The sequence below is a fragment of the Pseudomonas sp. AB6 genome (assembly GCF_034314105.1).
Taxonomy (GTDB): domain Bacteria; phylum Pseudomonadota; class Gammaproteobacteria; order Pseudomonadales; family Pseudomonadaceae; genus Aquipseudomonas.
The window spans coordinates 967,107-988,214 of sequence record NZ_JAVIWJ010000001.1 but is presented as its reverse complement, the minus strand read 5'-3'; the positions used below and the strand labels follow the sequence as shown (position 1 = coordinate 988,214).

Annotated in this window: 22 protein-coding genes; 13 read left to right on the top strand and 9 right to left on the bottom strand. The window is 54.7% G+C overall.

Annotation, left to right across the window (positions count from 1 at the left end):
• Positions 1-53 precede the first annotated feature (53 nt).
• Complete coding sequence (gene katG / locus RGW60_RS04645) at positions 54-2,324, bottom strand: catalase/peroxidase HPI (RefSeq protein ID WP_322202583.1); 2,271 nt, start codon at positions 2,322-2,324, stop codon at positions 54-56.
• 280 nt (positions 2,325-2,604) lie between these two features.
• Here katG and RGW60_RS04640 point away from each other — a divergent pair, with 280 nt between their 5' ends.
• Both RGW60_RS04640 and RGW60_RS04635 read left to right on the top strand, forming a co-directional pair.
• On the top strand, positions 2,605-3,015 hold the full coding sequence (locus RGW60_RS04640) for an ester cyclase (RefSeq protein WP_322202581.1): 411 nt from the start codon (positions 2,605-2,607) through the stop codon (positions 3,013-3,015).
• Between the two features lie 67 nt (positions 3,016-3,082).
• Complete coding sequence (locus tag RGW60_RS04635) at positions 3,083-3,517, top strand: GNAT family N-acetyltransferase (RefSeq protein WP_322202579.1); 435 nt, start codon at positions 3,083-3,085, stop codon at positions 3,515-3,517.
• Between the two features lie 81 nt (positions 3,518-3,598).
• Here the strand turns inward: RGW60_RS04635 and RGW60_RS04630 are convergent, their stop codons facing one another.
• The 4 genes from RGW60_RS04630 to RGW60_RS23710 all read right to left on the bottom strand — a co-directional run bounded on the left by RGW60_RS04630 (position 3,599) and on the right by RGW60_RS23710 (position 9,450).
• Positions 3,599-4,486, bottom strand: a complete 888-nt coding sequence (locus RGW60_RS04630; protein ID WP_322202577.1) for a serine hydrolase domain-containing protein — start codon at positions 4,484-4,486, stop codon at positions 3,599-3,601.
• 261 nt (positions 4,487-4,747) lie between these two features.
• Positions 4,748-6,121, bottom strand: coding sequence for an IS1182 family transposase (locus RGW60_RS04625; RefSeq protein WP_322202575.1), 1,374 nt, complete (start codon positions 6,119-6,121; stop codon positions 4,748-4,750).
• Positions 6,122-6,341: 220 nt separating this feature from the next.
• Positions 6,342-8,780 carry an AAA family ATPase gene (locus RGW60_RS04620; protein WP_322202573.1) on the bottom strand — a complete coding sequence of 813 codons (2,439 nt, stop codon included), beginning with the start codon at positions 8,778-8,780 and terminating at the stop codon, positions 6,342-6,344.
• A gap of 409 nt (positions 8,781-9,189) precedes the next feature.
• Positions 9,190-9,450, bottom strand: coding sequence for a DUF4124 domain-containing protein (locus RGW60_RS23710; protein ID WP_416194843.1), 261 nt, complete (start codon positions 9,448-9,450; stop codon positions 9,190-9,192).
• 209 nt (positions 9,451-9,659) lie between these two features.
• Between RGW60_RS23710 and RGW60_RS04615 the strand changes: the two genes are divergently transcribed.
• The 3 genes from RGW60_RS04615 to RGW60_RS04605 all read left to right on the top strand — a co-directional run bounded on the left by RGW60_RS04615 (position 9,660) and on the right by RGW60_RS04605 (position 11,285).
• On the top strand, positions 9,660-10,319 hold the full coding sequence (locus RGW60_RS04615; protein WP_322202571.1) for an aspartate/glutamate racemase family protein: 660 nt from the start codon (positions 9,660-9,662) through the stop codon (positions 10,317-10,319).
• Entirely contained in the window at positions 10,316-11,014 is a 699-nt protein-coding gene (locus tag RGW60_RS04610; RefSeq protein ID WP_322202569.1) for a tRNA (adenine(22)-N(1))-methyltransferase, read from the top strand. The genes RGW60_RS04615 and RGW60_RS04610 overlap by 4 nt, the downstream gene beginning before the upstream one ends.
• A 109-nt stretch (positions 11,015-11,123) precedes the next feature.
• Positions 11,124-11,285, top strand: a complete 162-nt coding sequence (locus RGW60_RS04605) for a DUF2986 domain-containing protein (protein WP_322164895.1) — start codon at positions 11,124-11,126, stop codon at positions 11,283-11,285.
• 114 nt (positions 11,286-11,399) lie between these two features.
• Here RGW60_RS04605 and RGW60_RS04600 read toward each other — a convergent pair whose 3' ends face one another.
• A complete protein-coding gene (locus tag RGW60_RS04600; RefSeq protein WP_322202567.1) occupies positions 11,400-11,999 on the bottom strand; it encodes a carbonic anhydrase in 600 nt (199 codons plus the stop codon).
• 198 nt (positions 12,000-12,197) lie between these two features.
• Between RGW60_RS04600 and RGW60_RS04595 the strand changes: the two genes are divergently transcribed.
• The 6 genes from RGW60_RS04595 (at position 12,198) to RGW60_RS04570 (ending at position 16,723) form a co-directional block, all read left to right on the top strand.
• Positions 12,198-12,467, top strand: coding sequence for a LysR family transcriptional regulator (locus RGW60_RS04595; RefSeq protein ID WP_322202565.1), 270 nt, complete (start codon positions 12,198-12,200; stop codon positions 12,465-12,467).
• 5 nt (positions 12,468-12,472) lie between these two features.
• The gene (locus RGW60_RS04590) at positions 12,473-12,757 is read left to right on the top strand and encodes a LysR substrate-binding domain-containing protein (protein ID WP_322206843.1); all 285 of its coding nucleotides are present in this window, start codon (positions 12,473-12,475) and stop codon (positions 12,755-12,757) included.
• Complete coding sequence (locus RGW60_RS04585; protein WP_322202563.1) at positions 12,745-12,990, top strand: LysR substrate-binding domain-containing protein; 246 nt, start codon at positions 12,745-12,747, stop codon at positions 12,988-12,990. The genes RGW60_RS04590 and RGW60_RS04585 overlap by 13 nt, the downstream gene beginning before the upstream one ends.
• A gap of 441 nt (positions 12,991-13,431) precedes the next feature.
• Positions 13,432-14,271 (top strand): glutathione-dependent disulfide-bond oxidoreductase, encoded by an 840-nt coding sequence (yghU, locus tag RGW60_RS04580; protein ID WP_322202562.1) that lies wholly within the window; start codon positions 13,432-13,434, stop codon positions 14,269-14,271.
• 173 nt (positions 14,272-14,444) lie between these two features.
• On the top strand, positions 14,445-15,791 hold the full coding sequence (locus tag RGW60_RS04575) for a chloride channel protein (protein ID WP_322202561.1): 1,347 nt from the start codon (positions 14,445-14,447) through the stop codon (positions 15,789-15,791).
• 203 nt (positions 15,792-15,994) lie between these two features.
• Complete coding sequence (locus tag RGW60_RS04570; protein WP_322202560.1) at positions 15,995-16,723, top strand: TorF family putative porin; 729 nt, start codon at positions 15,995-15,997, stop codon at positions 16,721-16,723.
• A 126-nt stretch (positions 16,724-16,849) separates the two neighbouring features.
• On the opposite strand, the gene RGW60_RS04565 is transcribed toward RGW60_RS04570, so the two are convergent.
• Positions 16,850-17,272 carry a M15 family metallopeptidase gene (locus RGW60_RS04565; protein ID WP_322202559.1) on the bottom strand — a complete coding sequence of 141 codons (423 nt, stop codon included), beginning with the start codon at positions 17,270-17,272 and terminating at the stop codon, positions 16,850-16,852.
• Positions 17,273-17,373: 101 nt separating this feature from the next.
• Entirely contained in the window at positions 17,374-18,063 is a 690-nt protein-coding gene (locus RGW60_RS04560) for a GNAT family N-acetyltransferase (RefSeq protein ID WP_322202558.1), read from the bottom strand.
• A gap of 273 nt (positions 18,064-18,336) precedes the next feature.
• Here RGW60_RS04560 and RGW60_RS04555 point away from each other — a divergent pair, with 273 nt between their 5' ends.
• Positions 18,337-18,927, top strand: a complete 591-nt coding sequence (locus tag RGW60_RS04555; protein WP_322202557.1) for an NAD(P)H-dependent oxidoreductase — start codon at positions 18,337-18,339, stop codon at positions 18,925-18,927.
• Positions 18,928-19,215: 288 nt separating this feature from the next.
• Here the strand turns inward: RGW60_RS04555 and RGW60_RS04550 are convergent, their stop codons facing one another.
• Positions 19,216-20,079, bottom strand: coding sequence for an aldo/keto reductase family oxidoreductase (locus RGW60_RS04550; protein WP_322202554.1), 864 nt, complete (start codon positions 20,077-20,079; stop codon positions 19,216-19,218).
• A gap of 99 nt (positions 20,080-20,178) precedes the next feature.
• Between RGW60_RS04550 and RGW60_RS04545 the strand changes: the two genes are divergently transcribed.
• Positions 20,179-21,075 carry a LysR family transcriptional regulator gene (locus RGW60_RS04545; protein WP_322202552.1) on the top strand — a complete coding sequence of 299 codons (897 nt, stop codon included), beginning with the start codon at positions 20,179-20,181 and terminating at the stop codon, positions 21,073-21,075.
• Positions 21,076-21,108 lie beyond the last annotated feature (33 nt).

Genomic DNA, 21,108 nt, shown 5'->3' with positions numbered 1-21,108 from the left:
CCTCCACACGGGAGGCGTTGCAGGTTTTCAGAGACAACAGTTCAACGCAGGTTTCACGCTAAATCGAAGCGGTCCAGGTTCATCACTTTGGTCCAAGCGGCTACGAAGTCCTTAACAAACTTCTCTTGTGCGTCCGCGCTGGCATAGACCTCAGCCAAGGCCCGCAGTTGGGCATGTGAACCGAAAACCAGATCGACACGGGTGCCGGTCCACCTGACTGCGCCGGTTTTGCGGTCACGTCCTTCGAACGTATCCTTGGCATCCGAGACAGCGTTCCACGCAACGCCCATGTCGAGCAAGTTGACGAAGAAGTCGTTGGTCAATGCTTCCGGCCGCTGAGTGAAGACACCGTGCCGAGTCTGTCCGACGTTGGTGTTCAAGACACGCATGCCGCCAACGAGCACCGTCATTTCGGGTGCGGTCAGGGTCAGCAGTTGTGCCTTATCAACCAACAATGCTTCAGCCGAGACGCTGTATTTACCCTTGGTATAGTTACGGAAACCATCAGCGATAGGCTCAAGATAAGCGCAAGACTCCACGTCCGTCTGCTCCTGCGAGGCGTCCATGCGACCTGGCGCAAAAGGCACTGTCAGCGTGTGACCGGCATTCTTCGCGGCTTGTTCGACCCCAACACCACCGGCCAACACAATCAGGTCAGCCAGCGAGATCTTCTTACCCCCAGACTGCGCGCTGTTGAACTCGCCCTGGATACTTTCAAGGGTGTTCAGCACGCTGCTTAATTGCTCCGGTTGGTTGGCCTGCCAATACTTCTGCGGGACGAGACGCAAACGCCCCCCATTGGCACCACCACGCTTGTCAGAACCGCGAAAGGTCGACGCAGCTGCCCATGCAGTCGACACCAGTTGCGAGACAGAAAGGCCTGAAGCCAGAATCTTGCCTTTGAGCGATGCGATCTCGGCTTCAGCCACCAACGCATGATCAACTGCCGGGATAGGGTCTTGCCAAAGCAACGCTTCAGCCGGCATTTCCGGGCCAAGGTATCGTGCGAGCGGACCCATGTCGCGGTGTGTCAGCTTGAACCACGCGCGGGCAAAGGCATCAGTCAACTGCTCTGGATTCTCAAGGAAGCGCCGTGAAATTTTCTCGTAGACCGGGTCGAATCGCAGGGCCAAATCAGAGGTCAGCATGGATGGAGCATGACGCTTGGATGGATCGTGGGCATCTGGAACGGTACCGGCGCCCCCGCCGTTTTTCGGCGTCCATTGATGCGCACCAGCAGGGCTCTTGGTCAATTCCCATTCAAAGCCGAACAGGTTCTCAAGGTACTGATTGCTCCACTTGGTGGGCGTTGACGTCCAAGTCACTTCCAGGCCACTGGTAATCGTGTCAACGCCTTTGCCGGTGCCGAAGCTGTTCTTCCAGCCAAAGCCCTGCGCTTCAATGTCAGCAGCTTCAGGCTCGGCGCCGACGTTGGTTGCAGGCCCTGCACCGTGGGTTTTGCCAAAGGCGTGGCCGCCTGCGATTAGCGCCACCGTCTCTTCGTCATTCATTGCCATGCGACCGAAGGTCTCGCGGATATCCTTCGCTGAAGCGACCGGGTCAGGGTTACCTTCCGGACCTTCCGGGTTCACGTAAATCAACCCCATCTGCACCGCTGCGAGCGGATTTTCAAGGTTACGTCCTTGGCTGTCGGTACGGCTCTCCTCAATGCCATGCTTCTCCGGTTCGGCAACCAGTACCCCTTCACCTGGCTCTTGCATCTGCGTGGTATTGCCATAACGACTGTCGCCGCCCAACCATGTGGTTTCCGAGCCCCAGTAGACATCTTCCTCTGGCTCCCAGACGTCATCACGGCCACCGGAATAACCAAAGGTTTTGAAGTCCATCGACTCCAATGCCACGTTCCCCGTAAGGATGATCAGGTCAGCCCAGGAAATTTTGCGGCCATATTTCTGTTTGATCGGCCAAATCAGCCGACGCGCTTTGTCGAGACTGACGTTATCTGGCCAGCTGTTGAGTGGAGCGAAGCGCTGCTGGCCGGCACCGGCGCCGCCGCGGCCGTCAGCGGTGCGGTAAGTACCGGCGCTGTGCCAAGCCATACGAATAAATAAAGGTCCGTAGTGACCAAAGTCAGCAGGCCACCAGTCTTGAGAGTCAGTCATCAAGACTCTCAAGTCATTCTTCACGGCCGCTAGGTCGAGGCTCTTGAATTCTTCGGCGTAGTTGAAGCCCTCTCCCATGGGGTCAGACAAGGGCGAGTGTTGGTGCAGGATCTTTAAATTGAGTTGATTAGGCCACCAGTCCCTGTTCGTGGTGCCACCACCGGCGGCTTGATTAAATGGGCATTTCGATTCAGTGGACATGTCTGATTTACCTTTGTCGTTTTCATAGGCTTACGAAGCGTTGAGCATCTTCCTATGAGGTTTCAGCGGTCTAGCTTACGCCGACGCTAGGCCTAGACTAGTCGCCTTCTGGGATAGTTCTAATAGAAAAAACAAAGTCTCTCGATAGGGATTCTCTGTTACGGACTGCCATGCGCCACCGATACTGACTGAATCAGCGCCTTTGCGAATAAATTTGCTCCCTCCAACCATTGGACCAACTATTTTTCAGACATGCCCTGTAAAACAAAAAGTGACGACCATGACTAAAATCGACCTCCCCAACGTGTACCGAGGCTATATCGCCTGCCTGAACGAGCAAAACTGGTCAGCGCTGGAAACCTTTGTGCATGAGGACGTGTACTACAACGATCGCCGTATCGAACTCACCGGCTACCGCGAAATGCTGGAAAGAGACTTCGATCAAATCCCGGACCTGCATTTCAACATCCAGCTGCTGATTGCCGAATCGGACTACATAGCCGCTCGCCTAAACTTCGTGTGTACCCCAAAAGCTCTATTTCTCGGCCTGCCGGTGAACGGAAAGAAAGTGTTCTTCACCGAAAACGTCTTCTACCGATTCAACGGCGAAAAGATCGAACAGGTCTGGTCGGTCATCGACAAAGCGGCTATCGAAGCGCAGCTAGTGGGTAACAACGATTATTCCCGCTGACCTGCGGCGCACTCAATGGATCTGCTAGGCTGCCGAGCCCGACCGCCGACAAAGCCAGGCTCAAACCATGTTCACGTTGCGCGTCATGACCCTAGACGATTACGACTCGGTCATTGACCTCATGCGCGCCACTCCGGGCGTCACCTTCCGCGATGCCGACTCCCATGAATCGACCTCACGCTATCTAGAACGAAACCCCGGAATGAGCTTCATCGCCGAAGACGGGACGGTCCTCTGCGGCTGCATCATGTCCGGCCACGATGGCCGCCGAGGGTACTTACAGCACTTGGTCGTCTCGCCCGAATATCGGCGACAAGGAATCGCCAATGCATTGGTGGACCGCTGCCTTTCCACGCTTGAGGAACACGGAATACTTAAATGCCATCTCGACGTGATCAAGACCAATACGACAGCGGCGGATTATTGGAACAGTCAGGGTTGGCAGTTAAGGACTGATATTGATCGGTATTCGTTTTCGCGCTTGGGGGGTGGGAATGTTTGAGTGGGCTGTTGTTGTTTCGCGTTATAAATGCGCATTGTTATCGACGAACCTAGCTTTCACTTGAAGTGATCTGCATCGCCGCTAGCACATTGTCCGGACAGCAGCCAAAAGCCGCCTCGATGCCTCAGCTTCGACTCTCCCTTCGTCATTGCCTTCACTGAACACTGAACAGGTGGCTGTGCTTGTTCCATTTGAACAGTGATATACCGCAATAACCCCGCCCGGCCCCGCGCCGGTATGCCCGATAAGAGTCTGGCCAGTATTCACGCCGCCAATCATAAGACCGAGACCATAGCCTGGAGTAATCCAGGGCCGTCCTGGCATCGGTCCGCCGAGCACGATTGCATCTAGCATCTCGTTCTGCAAAAAAGATGAGAGGAATGACCCATTCAGCAGTTGGTCCAGCAGAACAGTCGTTTGATTAAGTGGGCCGACCAACAGACCGTGATAGACCCAACCGGGGTGATAAGTCGACGCAGAGCCGAGATAGGCACCCAGCAAATCCTCTGGCGTTTTTGCCAGTCGTACGTTGGACAAACCGAAGGGCGAAAACACGCGTTCAACTAAGGCATCGCCAAGGCTAAGCCCCGTCACTCGCTCAATGAGTCTTCCCACGAACATATAACCCACGTTGGAATACCGCCAGCCAGCGCCTGGCGCGTAGCGCAACTTGGAGGCGTCGAGACGCTGCATCATATCTTTCGCTGACCATGGGACGTCGCCGTCGGCAACCGCCGCGTGGTATTCCTTCAGCTCTCCATAGTCAGCCAGCCCCGCTTGGTGCTTGAGCAGTTGCCGCAGAGCAAATTGACCCTCCGGCAAAGACGCATCCAGCTCAATCAAACCGTCTCGAACCAATGAAAGCGCCGCTACGGCAAGCACTGTTTTGGTAAAGCTCCACCAAGGGACGATGACCTCGGATTGATCAGACTCCAGCGGCTTACCGTTTAATAGTGTGGAGGAAAGCACTGTTGGGATGCTCTGTATGGGGCTGAAGTATCAGCGATGAAGTAGGCCGGATGATGGAACGGCGGGCAAGGGTTGCCTTTCGGGATAGGGCAGTTTTCGGCCGATTCTGTTGAAAAAGTCGAAATTTCAGACTGGAACACGTTGAGGTTGGCTGTCTCTTCAGAACCTATTCGCCACGTTGAATGGCTTTTCGGTTCTGCGTTGGCCGTTGCAGCTTGGTTAGTGGGTTGATTTGAGGTTTTTTGCTTACTTCGGGCGCACCTATCCCGTCGTTGGCGGCCCTTGAGAGGTAAGTTTGGCCAGTTTCCGGAGATTCTGTACTGCTGCCGCCATCGTGAATTCATCGTTCGCACCGGTCATGCCGCGTAGTCGCAATCGATCCAGTTTCAGGATTCGTTTGAGGTGAGCGAACAACATCTCGACCTTCTTGCGTTCGTGGCGAGAGCAGACGTATTGAGGTGTCTTTGCGATGCGCCGCGCCACATCGCGCGCCGCTTCATGGACGCTGCGTGCGATTTTTCTAAACGAAGTGCTCGGGCAGCAGCGCTCTTTCATTGAGCATTTAGCACAGTCGGTTTGCCGGGATCGAAAGATGATGGTGTCGGCTTTCGTGACATGCGAGCGCTGGTTCTTGAAGGCTCGCCACTCGCTACGCAACGCGTGTCCGGTGGGGCAATGATATTCCTGCGCCTCTTCATTCCATTGAAAGTCGCTGATCGAGAGGCTGTCGTTCTTGCGCTCGGTTTTGTCCCAAACCGGCACATGTGGCTCGATATCTTTTTCGTCGACCATCCAGGCCAGCATCGGTGCGGTTCCATAAGCGGTGTCGCCGATGAGCCGATTCGGCTTGATATCGAACTGTTCTTCGACCCGCTCAATCATGGTCTTGGTGCTCTCGACCTCGGCGGTGCGATGAGCTGGTGTCGGCTCCACATCCATGATCACGCCATGCTCTACATCAATCAGGTAGTTCGTCGAATAAGCAAAGAACGCCGGACCTCCTGGCGCTGCGGTCCAACGTGCAAGTGGATCGGTCAGCGACAGGCGCTTGGGCAGTGCTTCAGCCAAAGCTTCTTCATCCAGCGCTTCCAGGTACTCACGGACGGCGCGGGTACTGAGTGACGGATCGCTCCAGTTGACCTCTTCGTTGCCGGGTACGCCTCTTTGCCGACTGGCATCCGCCTTGATGACGCTGGCGTCCACAGCAAAACCTTCTCCCTTGACCAGACCCGCGTCCATGCAGCGACGTAGCACCTCGTTGAACAGCCATCGGAAAAGCGAGCTGTCGCGAAAACGGCCGTGCCGATTCTTCGAAAAGGTAGAGTGATTGGGGACCTCATCTTCAAGGCTCAACCGACAAAACCAGCGATACGCCAAGTTCAAATGGGTCTCTTCGCACAAGCGCCGCTCCGAGCGAATGCCGTAGCAATAGCCCACAACCAGCATACGAATCATCAGTTCAGGATCAATCGAAGGACGCCCGATTGGGCTGTAGAAATCGGCGAGGTAATGGCGCAGGTCGCTAAGATCGAGACACCGATCAATGTTGCGCAGGAGGTGATTTGGTGGGATGTGATCTTCAATGTTGAACGAGTAAAACAGCCGTTCCTGTCCACTCGATAATTGTCCCATCATGCTGCGAATCCTCCCGCCGGCCGATGTCCATATTTTGCCGCAGGCCGAGTTGAAGGTCTACTTTTTCAACAGAATCGGCCAGAAGCGGACGTTCAACAAGGCTCTATTTTGAGATTTGGAGGCGCCTACAGAGCCGGGATAATTCATATAGATATGGCGAGTATCAGAGAGGGAGAAGCTTTTGAAACGGCGCACCACCAAGCACGCCGGCTCAAGCGACTCAGAATGGGATATCAGGGTCCGAACCATCCGCGCCGGCTGAGAATGGCTTAGGAGACTGCGCTAAAATGGGGATTACCAAGGACGCAGCAGTGCGCAATGGCTCGACAGCAACTACATCACCAAGCGCTCCTGAAAAAACGATAATTTCATCTGCCCCAGCTTCAGTGCCGCCAGCATCTCCGAACAGATCCTCATCTTCTGGCTTTTCCTCAACAGGATCTAAATCGACAAAGTCTCGCCCCATCATCATTTTATAATGAGGCATATGTTCCATAGTCTTAAAGACCTTGAAGAAGATTTTTATATAGCTTTGTGCCATACCATCGCTTATTGCCACGTACAGCTCATCTGGCGAATAGTGCGATCCGTCGTTAACCCAACTGATTAATGACTGACATTGAACCTTTTCCTGCCCTTCAAACTTGTCAATGATAACATGCGTATCTATATTCCCTAGGATTTTGAAGTAGTTCTCCAAGATCCTACGCATGGTGTTTTGGATTGTAAGCACCGGCAGTGGTTTTTTTGTCAACTCTGCCCACAGCAGCTGATAGGATGTTTTAATAGGATTGCTCTCAAAGCCTTCGATCTTCGAGAAATGATCGGGCTTGCGTATTACCCAAAACGTCTCATCCTTAACTGAAACATCTCCAGTCCTCTGGGGATTAAAGGTGATTTCTTTATGAAAGTGCACGTTATGGGTCAGGATAAAGGCCTGTTTTAGGTTATTCCCCTTCTGGCGAACCTCGTGAAAGAGCTTTTTGATCAAACTACTTACGATGAACAGCACATCGCTATCCAAGCTTGAAACCGGGTCATCAATGACGACTATTCGATCAGTGCTGATACCTGAGTTCGAGATACTTCCCCTAAGCAAATGATAGAAGTAAAGGAAGGTAACGAAGGTCTTTTCGCCTTCACTGAGCGTAGCTTTAGCATCAGTTCCATCGCTTCTGATGAGGCGATATGAATTATCGGCACACGCAGGATCTAGGGAGAAACTTCGGAATCCAAAGTTTTTCAGGATTTTATTGATCGCAATGACAGTAGGTTTCACGCTTGTCAGCGAAGTTTCAATCTTCGCAATTTCTGCGTCAGCTGTGGATATATCTAACGTTGCCCTATCTAGGCTTACAGTGATGCCATCAATTGCTTTGCCGATACGATCAACATCTTTGGTGTAATCAGCAAGAGTGTCTTTAAGCTCAACATCAAGAAGATACCGCCACACCGCATCTGTTAACTTCTTCTGCTCAACGGAGAATCCCGAAACAAGACGATTATGTTCAGAAACCTTGAGGTTGGCTAAATTTATCAGCTCAGAAATTCTAAGCGGAATATCTGCAAGACTTTCCAACGCCACGTCAATGCTGGGGCTAGCCACCTTGTGGTCAATGCGTTGCCTGTTCACCAACAGGATTGCATTCAGGGCCTGCAATTGAAGATCAAGTTTCTCTTTATCTAGATGCGAACAATCCGTGGCTAGGACTATTTGAGCCTGGGCTAACAGTCCATCTGCTACTGCGTTATAAGTATCCCGAAACTGCGAAAGAGCTCTAGTACCAGCTTCGAACGTTTCGTCGAAGTAATCCTCAAGGCTTTCTTGGAATTCATGCGGCAATTTCTGTTGACAGAAAGGACAGTCGTCGTCGGTATGGCCCAAGTACTTCATACCTTGCCTAATCCAGTCACTGTTCCCCAAGTGCTGGATCATCGCAGATACATTGACGTCCTCTTTGCCGACCACTTTCTTGCTCATGACAAGGTTTTGCTCAAGCGCGACCAAGCGAGACAGGTCAAGAATGGAGATGGCATTCATGGGTAATGGTACGTCACCATAAAGTACGTCTGCGCGTTTGCGCAGGTCTTCGATATCAACCAACTGGGAAGTATTATTTTTGCTCTCCTGTAAGACCCTATTCTTGAAGGCCTCCCGGTTATTTCTTAGGCCTTTAAAAGCCCCCTGAAACTCATCGTCGTGCTTCTGCTTTTGTTCCCAACACCGTCCTACTAGTTTTTCTTCCAGGGTATTGTTTTCGGCGACCTTCCCGCTCTTACCGTCTAGGCCGTGTAGGTTTTCTTGCGCTTTGGTTTTGAACAGCGCGTGGCGGTTTCTTTCCTTATTGAGCTCTTCCAGGTGATCAAGTTGCGCCTGCTCGGCCTGCCCCAGCGTGAACACACCTTTGAACTGCTTCGAATCAGTGAAATTCGCAGCGATGAAATCGTTGTTGTAGACCATTGCCGGAATCGGATTGCCCTTCGCCCACGTGACCCTGGAGGTCGTTGAAAGTGCGGGGTTGTTTATCAGCCTGCTGATCGTTGTCTTGCCTGCTCCGTTTGCACCGTAGAAGTAGTTCACAGCCTTAAGGTTTTGAATCGTTTCGGGGGTTACGGGGCTGTAGGTTGCTATGTTGGAAAGGGTGATCGATTCAATCATGTCTCGCATCCGTGGAGAGGGGAAGTTCGGGAACAAGCCAAGGCGGCCTTAGGCGCACGTCATCCTCGAATCCAGAGCAAGAGGTGGCCTTTTGCCCCCTCAGCGTAGACCAATACACCAGCTTTTTAAGGGGTAGCAATCGAAAACTACCACCGCGAACCCGGTTTTAGATGCACTTCTGTTTTTTGGTCGCTCTGGGGGAGTGGTCGCGCGTCCTACGCACCTCGACTACAGCTAGCCACTCTGCATCTTCAAGTTGCGCATCATCGAAAAGGGGACAGATTTATTTTTCTATAACAGTCCGCTTTTGGCCGAATCCTGCCATTGCTAACCGGCTCCTGGGGGTCGAATTAGCCCGTCACCAGCGACCACAATGCACCGCTCTGAGACCAGATCCCAACAAACCTCTCTACCGTTTCCGCTCCAACACCTCATTTAATTTCTCGTCATTCTCCATCAACACTTCCACCTCTTTAATCCGCTCGGCGTAGTCAGCCGCTGCGGCTTTGAGGACGGCTTCTTGCCGTTGAGACGTATATGACGTTGATGCATTAAGCGAGTCAACGCTACACGGTGTCTGCTGAAAGATGCTTTTGCCGTCTGGATTGGTGCATTTATAAACGGCTCCGGCGCTCGCAGCGCTTGCACCTGCCAAGAGCGTTGCACACACGATGATTGGGGAAAGGAGGTTAGTTTTACTCACGCTGTACCTGTCGGTGGCCTAGGGCGTTTCAAAAATATCGCCGTTAATTCCATCCGCAGTGTAATCCAAGCCGGCGGGTTGAATGGTCTCCCATACCCTGTGGAGTCCAGGAAGCTGTTAGGGTGAAGTGCGACCTGACAACAGCATTCATAAACCTGAGAGAAAGAGATTGAGTGATGCGTATCACCTGCCTACACACGGCTGAGAGCAACATAGCGGTCTTTGACTTGGCCGCAAAGGAGCTGGGTATTGGGCCCGAAATTTTGCGGCATGAAGTTCGAGCGGACCTCTTGGCTGCGGCCGAGCGTGCCGGTGGACTGACGGCTGACCTATTGAATGCAACGCAACTAGCGCTGTTTTCACTCGCTCAGCACGCTGACGCCGTTGCGCTTACCTGTTCGACCTTGGGCCCCGCTATCGAGGGCATTGCAAATGCTCAGTCGCCGATTTTGAGAGTCGATGAAGCACTGGCCTCGGCTGCCGTTCATGCAGGTTCTGCGGGGGGCAAAGTCGTAGTGTTGTGCGCGGTCGAAACCACAATCGACCCCACCTCTCGTCTGTTCCTTCATGCTGCGCAGGGATCAAACGCATTGGTCGAGGTGCAGCTTGTTTCCGGCGCTTGGGCATTGTTCAAGTCTGGCGACCTTGAGGGATACTTAGCGGCCATTGCGAAAGCGGTAGACGCTGCCTATATCGACGGCGCGTCAGTAGTTGCACTGGCACAAGCATCCATGAGTGGCGCCGCTTCGCTTGTGACCGCTGGCCCACCCCCACTCACCAGCGCAACGGCAGGTTTGAGGGCCGCACTGGAAGTCGAAAAAAAGGACCGCAGTTGAACGAACACACTTTGTCCATGCGTTTGGAGCGCGTGGCGGCAAATGTGCCAGCAGGTGCAAGACTGGCCGATATTGGCTCGGATCACGGCTACCTGCCGGTAGCGTTGATGCACCGGGGTCTCATCGCGACAGCGGTGCTCGGTGAAGTGGCCTTGACGCCGTTCCGCTCGGCCCAACGCACGGTACGCGAGAATGGCCTGGACCAGCGAATCACTTTGCGTCTGGCCAACGGCCTGGCAGCGATTGATGCCAGAGACGGGATCACGGCAATCAGCATTTGCGGCATGGGCGGCGAGACGATTCGCGACATTCTTGACAGCGGTAAGGCGCGCTTGAGCGGCCAGGAGCGGCTGATTCTGCAGCCCAACGGCGGCGAGCAGCCTTTGCGCCAATGGCTGATGGACAATGGCTACCGAATTCTCTGCGAGGAGGTGCTGCGAGAAAACCGCTTCGACTATGAAATCATCGTGGCTGAGCGCGCCTGCCCGGTGATGTACACCGCCGAGGAGTTGTACTTCGGCCCGCTGCAGATGCAGGCGCGTAGCCCGGCGTTTTTGCTCAAGTGGCAGCGCATACTGCGTCAGAAGCAGAAGACCTTGACTCATTTCGCCAAGGCGCGGCAGGCCTTGTCCGAGGACAAGGTGCAGGACGTCGCCCAACAGGCCCGGTGGATAACCGAACTGCTGGCGTGTTGAACGGTGCCGAGCGGTGATCAGACCAGGCACTAACCGCGTCGCAGCCTGACAAGCATCGGGGCAATAGTTAAGCTGATACCCTTCAAGCAATTACATGCTGAGCAGAACTATGAATCGTCAAAAAAAACTACAGCAGTTATTCAAGGCCAAAGCTAAAAAGGCCAGTTCCAAATTGGCACCGTCAAATCGGTCTACCTACGTCAGTAAAGCCGACCGATTGAAATTGGCGGCTGAATCCAGTCTTGAGCCAATCATTGCCGCTGAGAGCTGATCTGTCTCTCTAGCACTAACGGCATTTATCGTGGGCTCATTGTTTTATCGTCGCCAACAGTTGGAGCACCTGTTGTTTCAACAGGGTGTTCAAACTCTCGAGGATATGGGGATTTCAAGGCCACGGGATGCGCCGATGAGGAGGATGGATTTGGGCATGGTTGGGTTTTGCATTGATGGCTCCCTTGTACGTGAAACCTGATTGAGCGCGGGCTCGGTCGTGACTCCGCCCTAAACATCGAGCGCAGTTCCACATCGAGACAACAACCCTACTCCCCCGAAGCAACCCTGCCGGTACTACCGTATCAATTCGCCCGATAGCCACGTCGTAAACAAGCCCTGTCACGGTAATTCCACCCGGCAAATTCGGGTTGGCTTTCAGTGCGGCGACGTCTATCTCGACCGCTTTATACGGATCGTCGATCTGCAGCGCCTCAAGCTGGTGTTCTTCGACGCCCATGTATTTCGCCAACAACTCAGGGGCGTGGTGATAGCAACCGGATATGCCGCAGTCGGTGTGGTGCAAGACGATCAGGTTCCAGCCATGACCCACCTGCGCGCCAGCAACCCGCGAGACGGTGCCAAGAATGGCCATCATTCCGAACAGCGCCGGGTTCCCGCGGCCGCCCACGTTGCGGATAACGGCGGCCTCGCCGGGCGCGAGTTTGAGCACGTCCATGGGGTCGACCCGAGGGTCGACGCAGCCGATGATCATGGTTTTTTGCGTGAAGGAATAATCTTGAGGGCAGCAGAGAAACCGGTCTCTGCGAATTCAGTATTGCGTTGGGTCAAAGTCTGAAGAAAGTCCATGATGGCCTTGTCGTTAAGTCAGTTAGGGAATCAAACGCGCTGGGGAAGTTTGGTCGACATCATTGCCTGCACCTTTTTCGGGTCGGCAGTGAATGCATCGTGAATGCCACGCGACTGGGCGCCGGCGATAACTTCATCGTTGGTGCCCGCTTCAAGGGCGTCCAGCGCGTCAGTGACCACTTCAACTGGGCTGAGATATCCTCACGTTGCGGCTTTACACCCGCGTGCCCGCCTTGGGAGTTTCTCGGCAGCCGCTCGCGAGAGCGGGCTTGCGCAGCCTCAGGTCTCCCGGATGATTGCGGAGCTGGTGCGCGGCTGCTTTCACGCACCACCCGAACCGTGGTTCCGACCGAAGCGGGCATCGAATTTCTGACGCGCATGGAACCGATTCTCGCGGCCGTCGATGACGCGCAGAACAGCGTGCGGGAAACCGGAGAGCTACGTGGCCTGCTCCGCATCGGGATGCCGTCAACGATGGGTATCCGCGTCGTGCTGCCCAAGTTGTCTGCGTTTACTGAACGTCATCCGCTGCTGCACATCGAGCTGCTGCATGAAGATCAGTGGCAGGACATGGTCAAAGAAGCTGTCGACGTCGGCATCCGCGTGGGCAACTTGCCGGACTTGCCGGTACCGCCCGGCAGATTGGAACGATGCGCCGTGTGATCGTGGCCTCTCCCGGCTACCTCGCGCGCCACGGCACACCGGACACCCCAGCCGACATCGAGCACCATCGAATCATCGGCGGCTCGGCCGGTGCACAAATCTCTTCGTGGCAATTTGAGCGCGACGGCAAGGTTTCATCTATCACGCTTAACCCCCAGGTCTCGATCAATGACACCGCAGGGGCGCTAGCGGCAGCAACAGGAGGCTTGGGGATTACATCCACCACGTCGTGAGCCTGCGCATTGGAGTTAGAAAGCGGAGCCTTGGTGCACCTATTTCCAGAATGGAAAATGGCCGAACTGCCCGTCCACGCGTACTTTCAGATGGGTCGACCACGCGCCTGGCAGCGCGCGCGTTTGCTGACTTTCTGGCCGCCACCCTCGCCAGCGATACCCGGCATTTTGTAAATCTGTAGAAGGGGCCGCCACGGCTTCGACGCCGCGCTGTCGCGCAGCAAACTGGGTGGCACATTGTGCTATTTAAGATTTGCAGCGTGAGGACGCAAGCCTTCGCGAATAAATTCGGTCCCACCGTTTTTGGCGCTGCACAGATTTTTGTAGGGAGTTGGGAGTCCAGTGGGACCGAATTTATTCGGGAATGGATTTCAGAGCCATAGTTGACGATCAAACCGGGTAGGCTCTCTAATCGCCAAAAGAAACCACGAGGTTCGTCTCATGAGCAAAGCGTCCTATGTTCCACCGAAGGTCTGGAAAAACAACGCGCCATCTGGCGGCCAGTTCGCCAGCATCAACCGCCCGGTTGCGGGACCAACCCACGATAAGGTGTTGCCCATTGGAAAACACCCGCTGCAGCTCTACTCATTGGCCACGCCCAATGGCGTGAAGGTAACTATCCTGCTCGAAGAGCTACTGGCGCTTGGGCATACCGACGCCGAGTACGATGCGTGGCTGATCCGTATTAACGACGGCGACCAGTTCTCCAGCGGTTTTGTCGCCATCAACCCCAACTCAAAAATCCCGGCCTTGCTGGATCACAGCGTGGAGCCGGCGATTCGAGTCTTTGAGTCTGGGTCGATTTTGCTTTACCTGGCGGAAAAATTCGGTGCCTTCCTGCCCACCGATGTGGCCGGGCGCACGGAAACTCTGAATTGGCTTTTCTGGCAGATGGGTGCAGCGCCGTACCTGGGTGGGGGCTTTGGGCATTTCTACGCTTATGCACCGGAAAAGCTTGAATACCCAATCAATCGCTTCAGCATGGAGACTAAGCGTCAATTGGATGTCCTTGACCGCCGCCTTGGTGAAAGTGCCTATTTGGCGGGGAATGGCTATACCATCGCTGACATCGCAGTCTGGGCCTGGTACGGCCAATTGGTGCGGGGCAACCTGTATTCGGCTGCCGAGTTTCTGTCTGTGCAGGAGTACACCCATCTGCAACGCTGGGCAGAAGAAATCGCCAACCGGCCTGCGGTCATCCGTGGCTGTCGAGTCAACCGGCCATGGGGCGATGAAGCAAGCCAAGTGCCGGAGCGGCATCAGGCTGAAGATTTAGGCTGATGCCGCCATTCTTCCAGGCAGGAACATGGCTTGGGGGAAACAGGGTCGCGTTAGCTTGAGCGTGGGGACAATTTATGCCATCTAACGGTGGTGTCCCCCTCTTTAGTACCCTATCGCCGATTTGATTCAAGCGGTGTGTTAGCCTGACCGCAATTAAGCCAGTAGGTGCATCAATGAGATACATATTTGCACCGTTGCGCGGACGTTTTACGTCTGCCCGTTGGCGAACTCGCTTGACGCTTTGGACCGCAGCCACGATAGCCGGTTTATCGGTGGTTCTCTTCGCCAAGCTTGCTGATCAGGCGTTGGCTCTCTTTGCCACCGTTACAACCGGTCGCAGCTGGCTTCCCTTTCTGCTTACACCTCTGCTCGGCATGTTGGTGGTATTTCTCACTCAACGCTTTTTCCCGGGCAGCCAAGGCAGCGGTATTCCTCAGGTGATCGCGGCAACGCGGTTGGTAGCCAACGGAAAACCGATAACCAAACTGATTTCGTTGCGTATCGCTCTAGGCAAGATTGGTCTTGGTACGTTGGCGCTGACGGGCGGATTTTCAGCCGGCCGAGAAGGCCCCTCGGTGCAGGTGGCCGCGTCCATCATGCACGCGGCGCACCGCTTTTTACCTCACACTCGGGTTGTCAGGGTTCAAGACTTGATTCTTGCCGGAGGTGCAGCAGGCATTGCTGCGGCATTCAACACTCCTTTGGCAGGCATCGCTTTTGCGGTGGAAGAGCTGGGTCGCAAACTAGAAACACGTACCAGTGGGGTGCTTTTAAGCACGATTATCCTGTCCGGGATGATTGCCATTGGCTTGCAGGGGAACTACAACTACTTCGGCCGATTGGATGTCGACGCCGTAACGCGACAGATCATTGTGCCAGTGCTTGCCTTGGGCGTGTTCTGCGGTTTATTGGGAGGACTCTTCAGTCGCTTATTGCTGCTGCCCCAGCGATATCGGAAAAACGTGGTTTGGAAATGGAGAGACATGCACCCCGTCTGGTTCGCAGGCATCTGCGGCCTAGTGGTTGCGTCATTGGGATGGGTCAGTGGAGGTATTTCTTTCGGCAGCGGTTACGGCGTCGCTACTCAGATCATTAACCATGGACAAAGCATTCCTTGGTACGCCGCCGCTACTCGGTTTTTGGCCACCCTGGCGACCTATTTTTCCGGTATTCCTGGCGGCATCTTTGCACCGTCTCTCGCAGTAGGGGCTTCGTTAGGAGCAAACGTCGCCGAGCTTTTCAATTTGGCCCCGCAACCCATCATTGCGTTGTGCATGGCTGGATTCCTTGCCGCCGTCACTCAATCGCCCATCACCTCGGCGATCATTGTGATGGAAATGATCGACAGTCACGGCATGGTTATCAGCCTGATGGGCATCGCGCTTATCTCGAGAGCCGTCAGCTCGCGATTCGGACCTGAGTTATATCAGCAACTGGCACTTGGCTTTCTGCAATCCTCTCAACGTGAACAAACGGCACCCAAGGTCACTGCCGCCGTACTCGACGCTCACTTTAAGTAAACGCTAGATTGGGAAAACCCTTCCATTGGTTATCAAGAGTGGTCATTCTCGATGTAACATTTTTTGTACTGATTCGACCAGTGGTCGAGTCATCCGCTTATTCCCCGGTATCCTTGGGAGCTCTAGCTCGCGGTTCTCATCAGGCTTAGGCTACATCGATTAGACACCATCGACTCCACTCCTCACCATCCAAGGAGTGAGGTATGCCTCATGCTCGCTGTTACGCGCTGATTGTCAGCACTTTGCTCGTTTGCCAGACGGTCGCGGCGCAGGTCATTGTCCGAGACCTCGGCGACTTTAGCCTTAAACTCGGAACCACGCCCAGCCGTAGTATGGCTCAAGGTCTCGTCACGCCTACGAGTGGTGGCTCAACATTCCACGGCGGTCTAGACCTGACGCATGACAGTGGCTTTTACGTTGGTCAGTGGTCACCCCACGCAGGCATCGCCCCGCAAAGTTCACTCGAAGTAGATTCCTACATGGGCTTTAAAAAGCCGTTCGACAAAACATTGGGCTATGAATTGGGGGTCATTCGGTACAGCTATCCCAACACCGACCAGATTGATAGCCATGAGCTTTATGCTGGCTTCCAGGTTTTCGATTCCCGCATAGGTACCGCGTTCAGTAACGACGCCGGACGCCAAGACAGTACGCTGTTTCTCGACCTGGGTGGCATTGCACCTCTGGGAGTCGATTTGCGCATGCAATACGGCAATCACCAACTCGACACGCCAACCTTGATTGAAGACGGAGGCATGGTGAGCACATACAAAGACTGGTCGTTCAACGTTTCGCGCCCGTTGATGGGCATGAACATGAACCTGGTGTATAGCGGCTCAAGCCTCACTGGCGCCAATTGCAGTGCGTACAGCGGTCATAACTCCGAGTGCGAAACCACGGTTACGCTCAAAGTAGTACGCTCGTTTTTTTGATCAACTGGACTGGACATCGCGTGGTCAAACTCGCGTCCTGCGGTATGAGCATGTTCGCGCACTTCTGACGCTTTTTAGGACTTAACCGCGCAAGCTTGTTGGGCATCCACCTACACTAAAATGACGTCAACCTTGTCTAAATCTCCAATGCCAAGGCTCGTACCCATAGCCGGCAGCATTGTTGATCGGGTAAGACATCTGAAAGCCGAATGATCCCGCGTTTTTTTCTAACCATTTAAAAGCCAACGTCTCTTCGAATTCACGCTCTAGTGCAACGCTTCCGCAAGTTCCTATATCAACAGCGCAACCCGTGTGGTGCTCGCTGAAGAAGGGAGGAGCCGAAACCGCAAGAATGGTTTCAATACTCAAACCCGAGTCTAGTTTCCTTTTTATTATTTCCGCCTGCCGCTCAACGCTTCTGAACGCCGAAATAATGTGAATATCCACACCACAACTACCGGCGGAAAACTTCAACTGTCGCCACGCCTCTGCAGCGATGGGCAGTAACAGGTGCTTTCTTGCGTTAGCATCAACTTCGGCAAGCTCCAAGGCCTTCACCTCAATGAACTCTTGCAGATTGCGATCAATAACGAAGTGTAGCGATATACCTAGGCAATCAAGCATCCGCAGCGCAGCGGGCGTGTAGCACATCATAAGACGGCAGCGCGCCGTTCAATCACAAGCGCCGTCGCTTGGCGCGTCATCTGATCAAGGTGTCGGTCGCGTTTTTTTTCAGCCTCTTCCATCGCTTTTTTTCCGTGTTGTTTCAGCAAATACAAATGAATCTGCCGAACTTCCAGCGAGCTATAAATCGGTGCGACGTCCAGCACCGCCAGCAACCCGCTCGTACCGTGATCACGGGTGTTCATGACAATCTGTGGGCCGCGGGCGGTCAATACCTGAAAGCCCATAGACTCGAAATACGGCACTTTGGCAGCGGTGCAGGCCAGTTCAGCGTGTGGGTACCGACCGAGCAATTCCTGGAGCATCGAGCGGGCAATGCCTTGACGTCTATGAGTCGCACACACGGCCATGTATGGCACGGCGCAGGCATCGGGATCATCTGTCACCGGTAAATACAGCAAGAAACCTAAGACCTTAGAAGTATCCTCAACATCCAGCGCCACGATTAATTCGACGGGAATGCCTTTTGATCCGTCCATTGCATTCAGGTAAAGATGGACCTCGAAGCCGATGCCGTATTGATAAAGGCTGTAAAGCGGATTACTCGGCGCGATGGCCACCATGCTGATGTCAGTTAGGTAGTCCACAACCATCTTCAATATCTGGTCTTTAATGGGTTCAGGCGGCGGCATTTGAAAAAGGGTGATCATGGACATCGAGTATCGGGCTCCGAAGGTCAAGGCGCCCCTGGCCTCATCATGCCAGCGTCGGGCGGCGTCTATCATAACGCTTCTTAGCGCTAACAACGGTTGACCGCGCCTGAATAAAGCCCGGCAAAGCCGGATGGCCCGCCGTGCATCGCCTCAACACGGCGCACCTCTACCGGCTCGCCATCAAACGGCGCCGCCGGAGCTCGCTACCGCGCCGCACCATTGGGCCTATATTGGATCTATTGCGTAGAACGATTCACTCATCCAGGAACCCATACAATGACCGACACCTCGCCCCTGACCATCGCTGTATTACTGGGCTCCGTGCGTTCCGATCGTCAAGGCATCAAAGCCGCTCGCTTGCTCTTGGCAGCGCTTGAAAAGCGTGGGCACGAGGCGGTTCTCGTAGACCCTATGGTGACTCGCCTGCCTCTGCTGGACCGCATGTATAAGGAATACCCCAAAGGCTCGGCACCGGCCGAGCTGGAGCAACTTGCCACTCTTTACCGCCGTGCCGATGGTTTTCTGTTGGTGAGCGCGGAATACAATCACGGCGTCCCGCCAGCGCTGAAAAATCTGCTTGACCACTTTCTCGAAGAGTACATGTGGCGCCCTTCCGCAATCACTTGTTATTCCGCAGGAAGGTTTGGCGGCGTGCGAGCCGCCATGCAACTGCGCATGATCTTGGGAGAATTGGGCATGCCGAGCATACCCAGCCTGTTTTCCATACCTAACATCGGCGATGCCTTGGCTGATGACGGACAGCCCAAGGAAAAACGCACAACTAAACAAATGAACAGATTTCTGGATGAGTTTGAATGGTATGCGCAGGCTTTGAGACGTCAACGAGCGAATGGGATGCCTTATTGAAATGTGATGCCTGATAGCTGAATCCAAGCTCCCGTGTGAGAGGCAGCAATTGCTCAACGCGTTTGCGTATGAGGACTGGCTACGCCTGCAGTGAAGCATCTGACCCAAAAACCGCAGCGCATGGAATCCCAAAGAGATAGCCGCCTGCTTGGGTTGAAAGCAAACTATTACGACTCAGGATGGCAGGAGCAAGGCTTGCCCGCAAAGGCTTCAAGGACTGCGATAGCGAGCCAAGTTAAACGCGACCTTTGCCGCCGAGCCGCAACGCTGGCCACGATGTATCAACCCCTAAACCACCCCCTCCAGCTCACCCAACAATTGCGCCCCAATCATCAACTCACTCGCAGACAAATTCTCCCGCAAATGCGCCACGGACGACGTCCCCGGAATCAGCAAAATATTTGGCGCTCGCTGCAGCAACCAGGCCAGCGCCACACACAGCGGTGAAGCACCCAACTTCACAGCAACGCTCGAAAGAACGTCCGATTGCAGCGGTGTAAACCCACCCATGGGGAAGAACGGCACATAGGCGATGCCCTGCGCGCCCAACTCGGCGATGAGTTGTTCGTCATGCCGGTGGGACAGGTTGTAGTGGTTCTGGACGCAAACGATGTCGGCAATGCCCTGCGCTTGCTTGACCTGCGTTGCCGTGACGTTGCTCAGTCCCAGATGGCGAATGAGGCCTTGGCGTTGCAATTCGGCCAGGGCGGTGAACTGTTCTTCGATGGACTCTTCGGAGGGCGAGTGAATATCGCCCCACGCCCGAAAGTTCACCACTTCCAGTACGTCTAGACCCAAGTTGCTCAGGTTGTCATGCACGGCGCGGGTCAATTCGGCTGGGGTTTGTGCCGGGTTCCATGAGGCGTCAGCTCCACGCTGGGCGCCGACCTTGGTCACGATCACCAAGTCCTGAGCGTAGGGGTGCAAGGCTTCGCGGATGATCTGGTTGGTGACATGCGGTCCGTAGAAGTCGGCCGTATCAAAGTGGTTTACCCCGGCTGCCAAGGCTTCGCGTAGTACGGCGACTGCCGCTTTCGGGTCTTTAGGCGGACCGAATACTTGCGGACCCGCCAACTGCATTGCACCGTAGCCCATCCGATTAACTGTCCGGTCGCCGAGTAAATAGGTGCCTGCTGTGCTGATGTCGCTCATTTTGTGTGCCCCATCCAATGTATGTAGATCCACTATAGTCATTGACCACTCTACTGATAATCAGGTGCAATCGGCACGGGCTGTACGGAGTAGCGAACAATGGCGACAGATATTCAAGACTTGCTGGCGTTTGTGGCCGTGGTGAACGCCGGCGGATTTCGCGAGGGCGCCCGTGCGAGTGGGAAATCGGCCTCAAGTCTCAGCGACGGGGTCCGACGCATGGAAGCTCGGCTCGGCGTGCGCTTGCTCAATCGCACCACCCGCAGCGTGGCACCAACGGAGGCTGGCGCACGATTGATGGAACGCATCGTCCCCGCACTGGGCGAGGTCGAATCGGCGCTTGATGTGGTCAACGAGTTTCGCGAACGGCCGTCGGGCACCCTGAAGCTGAACGTCCCCGTCAGCGCCGCACGACTGGTACTTCCAGGAATTATCACGCCGTTCCTGCACGCCTACCCCGATATCCGCTTGGAGGTGATCGTCGAAGAGAGCTTCGTTGACATGCTCGCGGCGGGTTGTGACGCGGGCATTCGCTACGATGAGCGACTTGAACAGGACATGATCGCCGTTCCTATCGGCCCACGCTTTCAACGTTTCGCAACTGCCGCATCGCCGGCCTATCTGAATGCCAGAGGTCGGCCCCAACATCCTCGCGACCTGCTCGATCACGCCTGCCTGCGAGGCAAGTTTCCCAGCGGCTCGATGCCACCCTGGGAATACGAACGTGACGGCGAAACTCTCCGCGTCGACCCCACGGGTCCGTTGATTGTCAGGGTGGGAGGTGCCGTGGACTTGGCGGTACAGGCTGCGATTGACGGCTTGGGCATCGTTTACTTATTCGAGGACTGGCTGCGGCCTTACTTGGACGTTGGGGTACTGGAACCAGTACTTGAGCCCTGGTGGCAGAACTTTACCGGACCATTTTTGTATTACCCAGGGCGCCGCTACGTGCCCTCTCCCCTTAGAGCATTTGTGGACTTTATTAAGGCCAATTGAGCGCGGGCTATTTTGAAAACCGCACACTAGAGA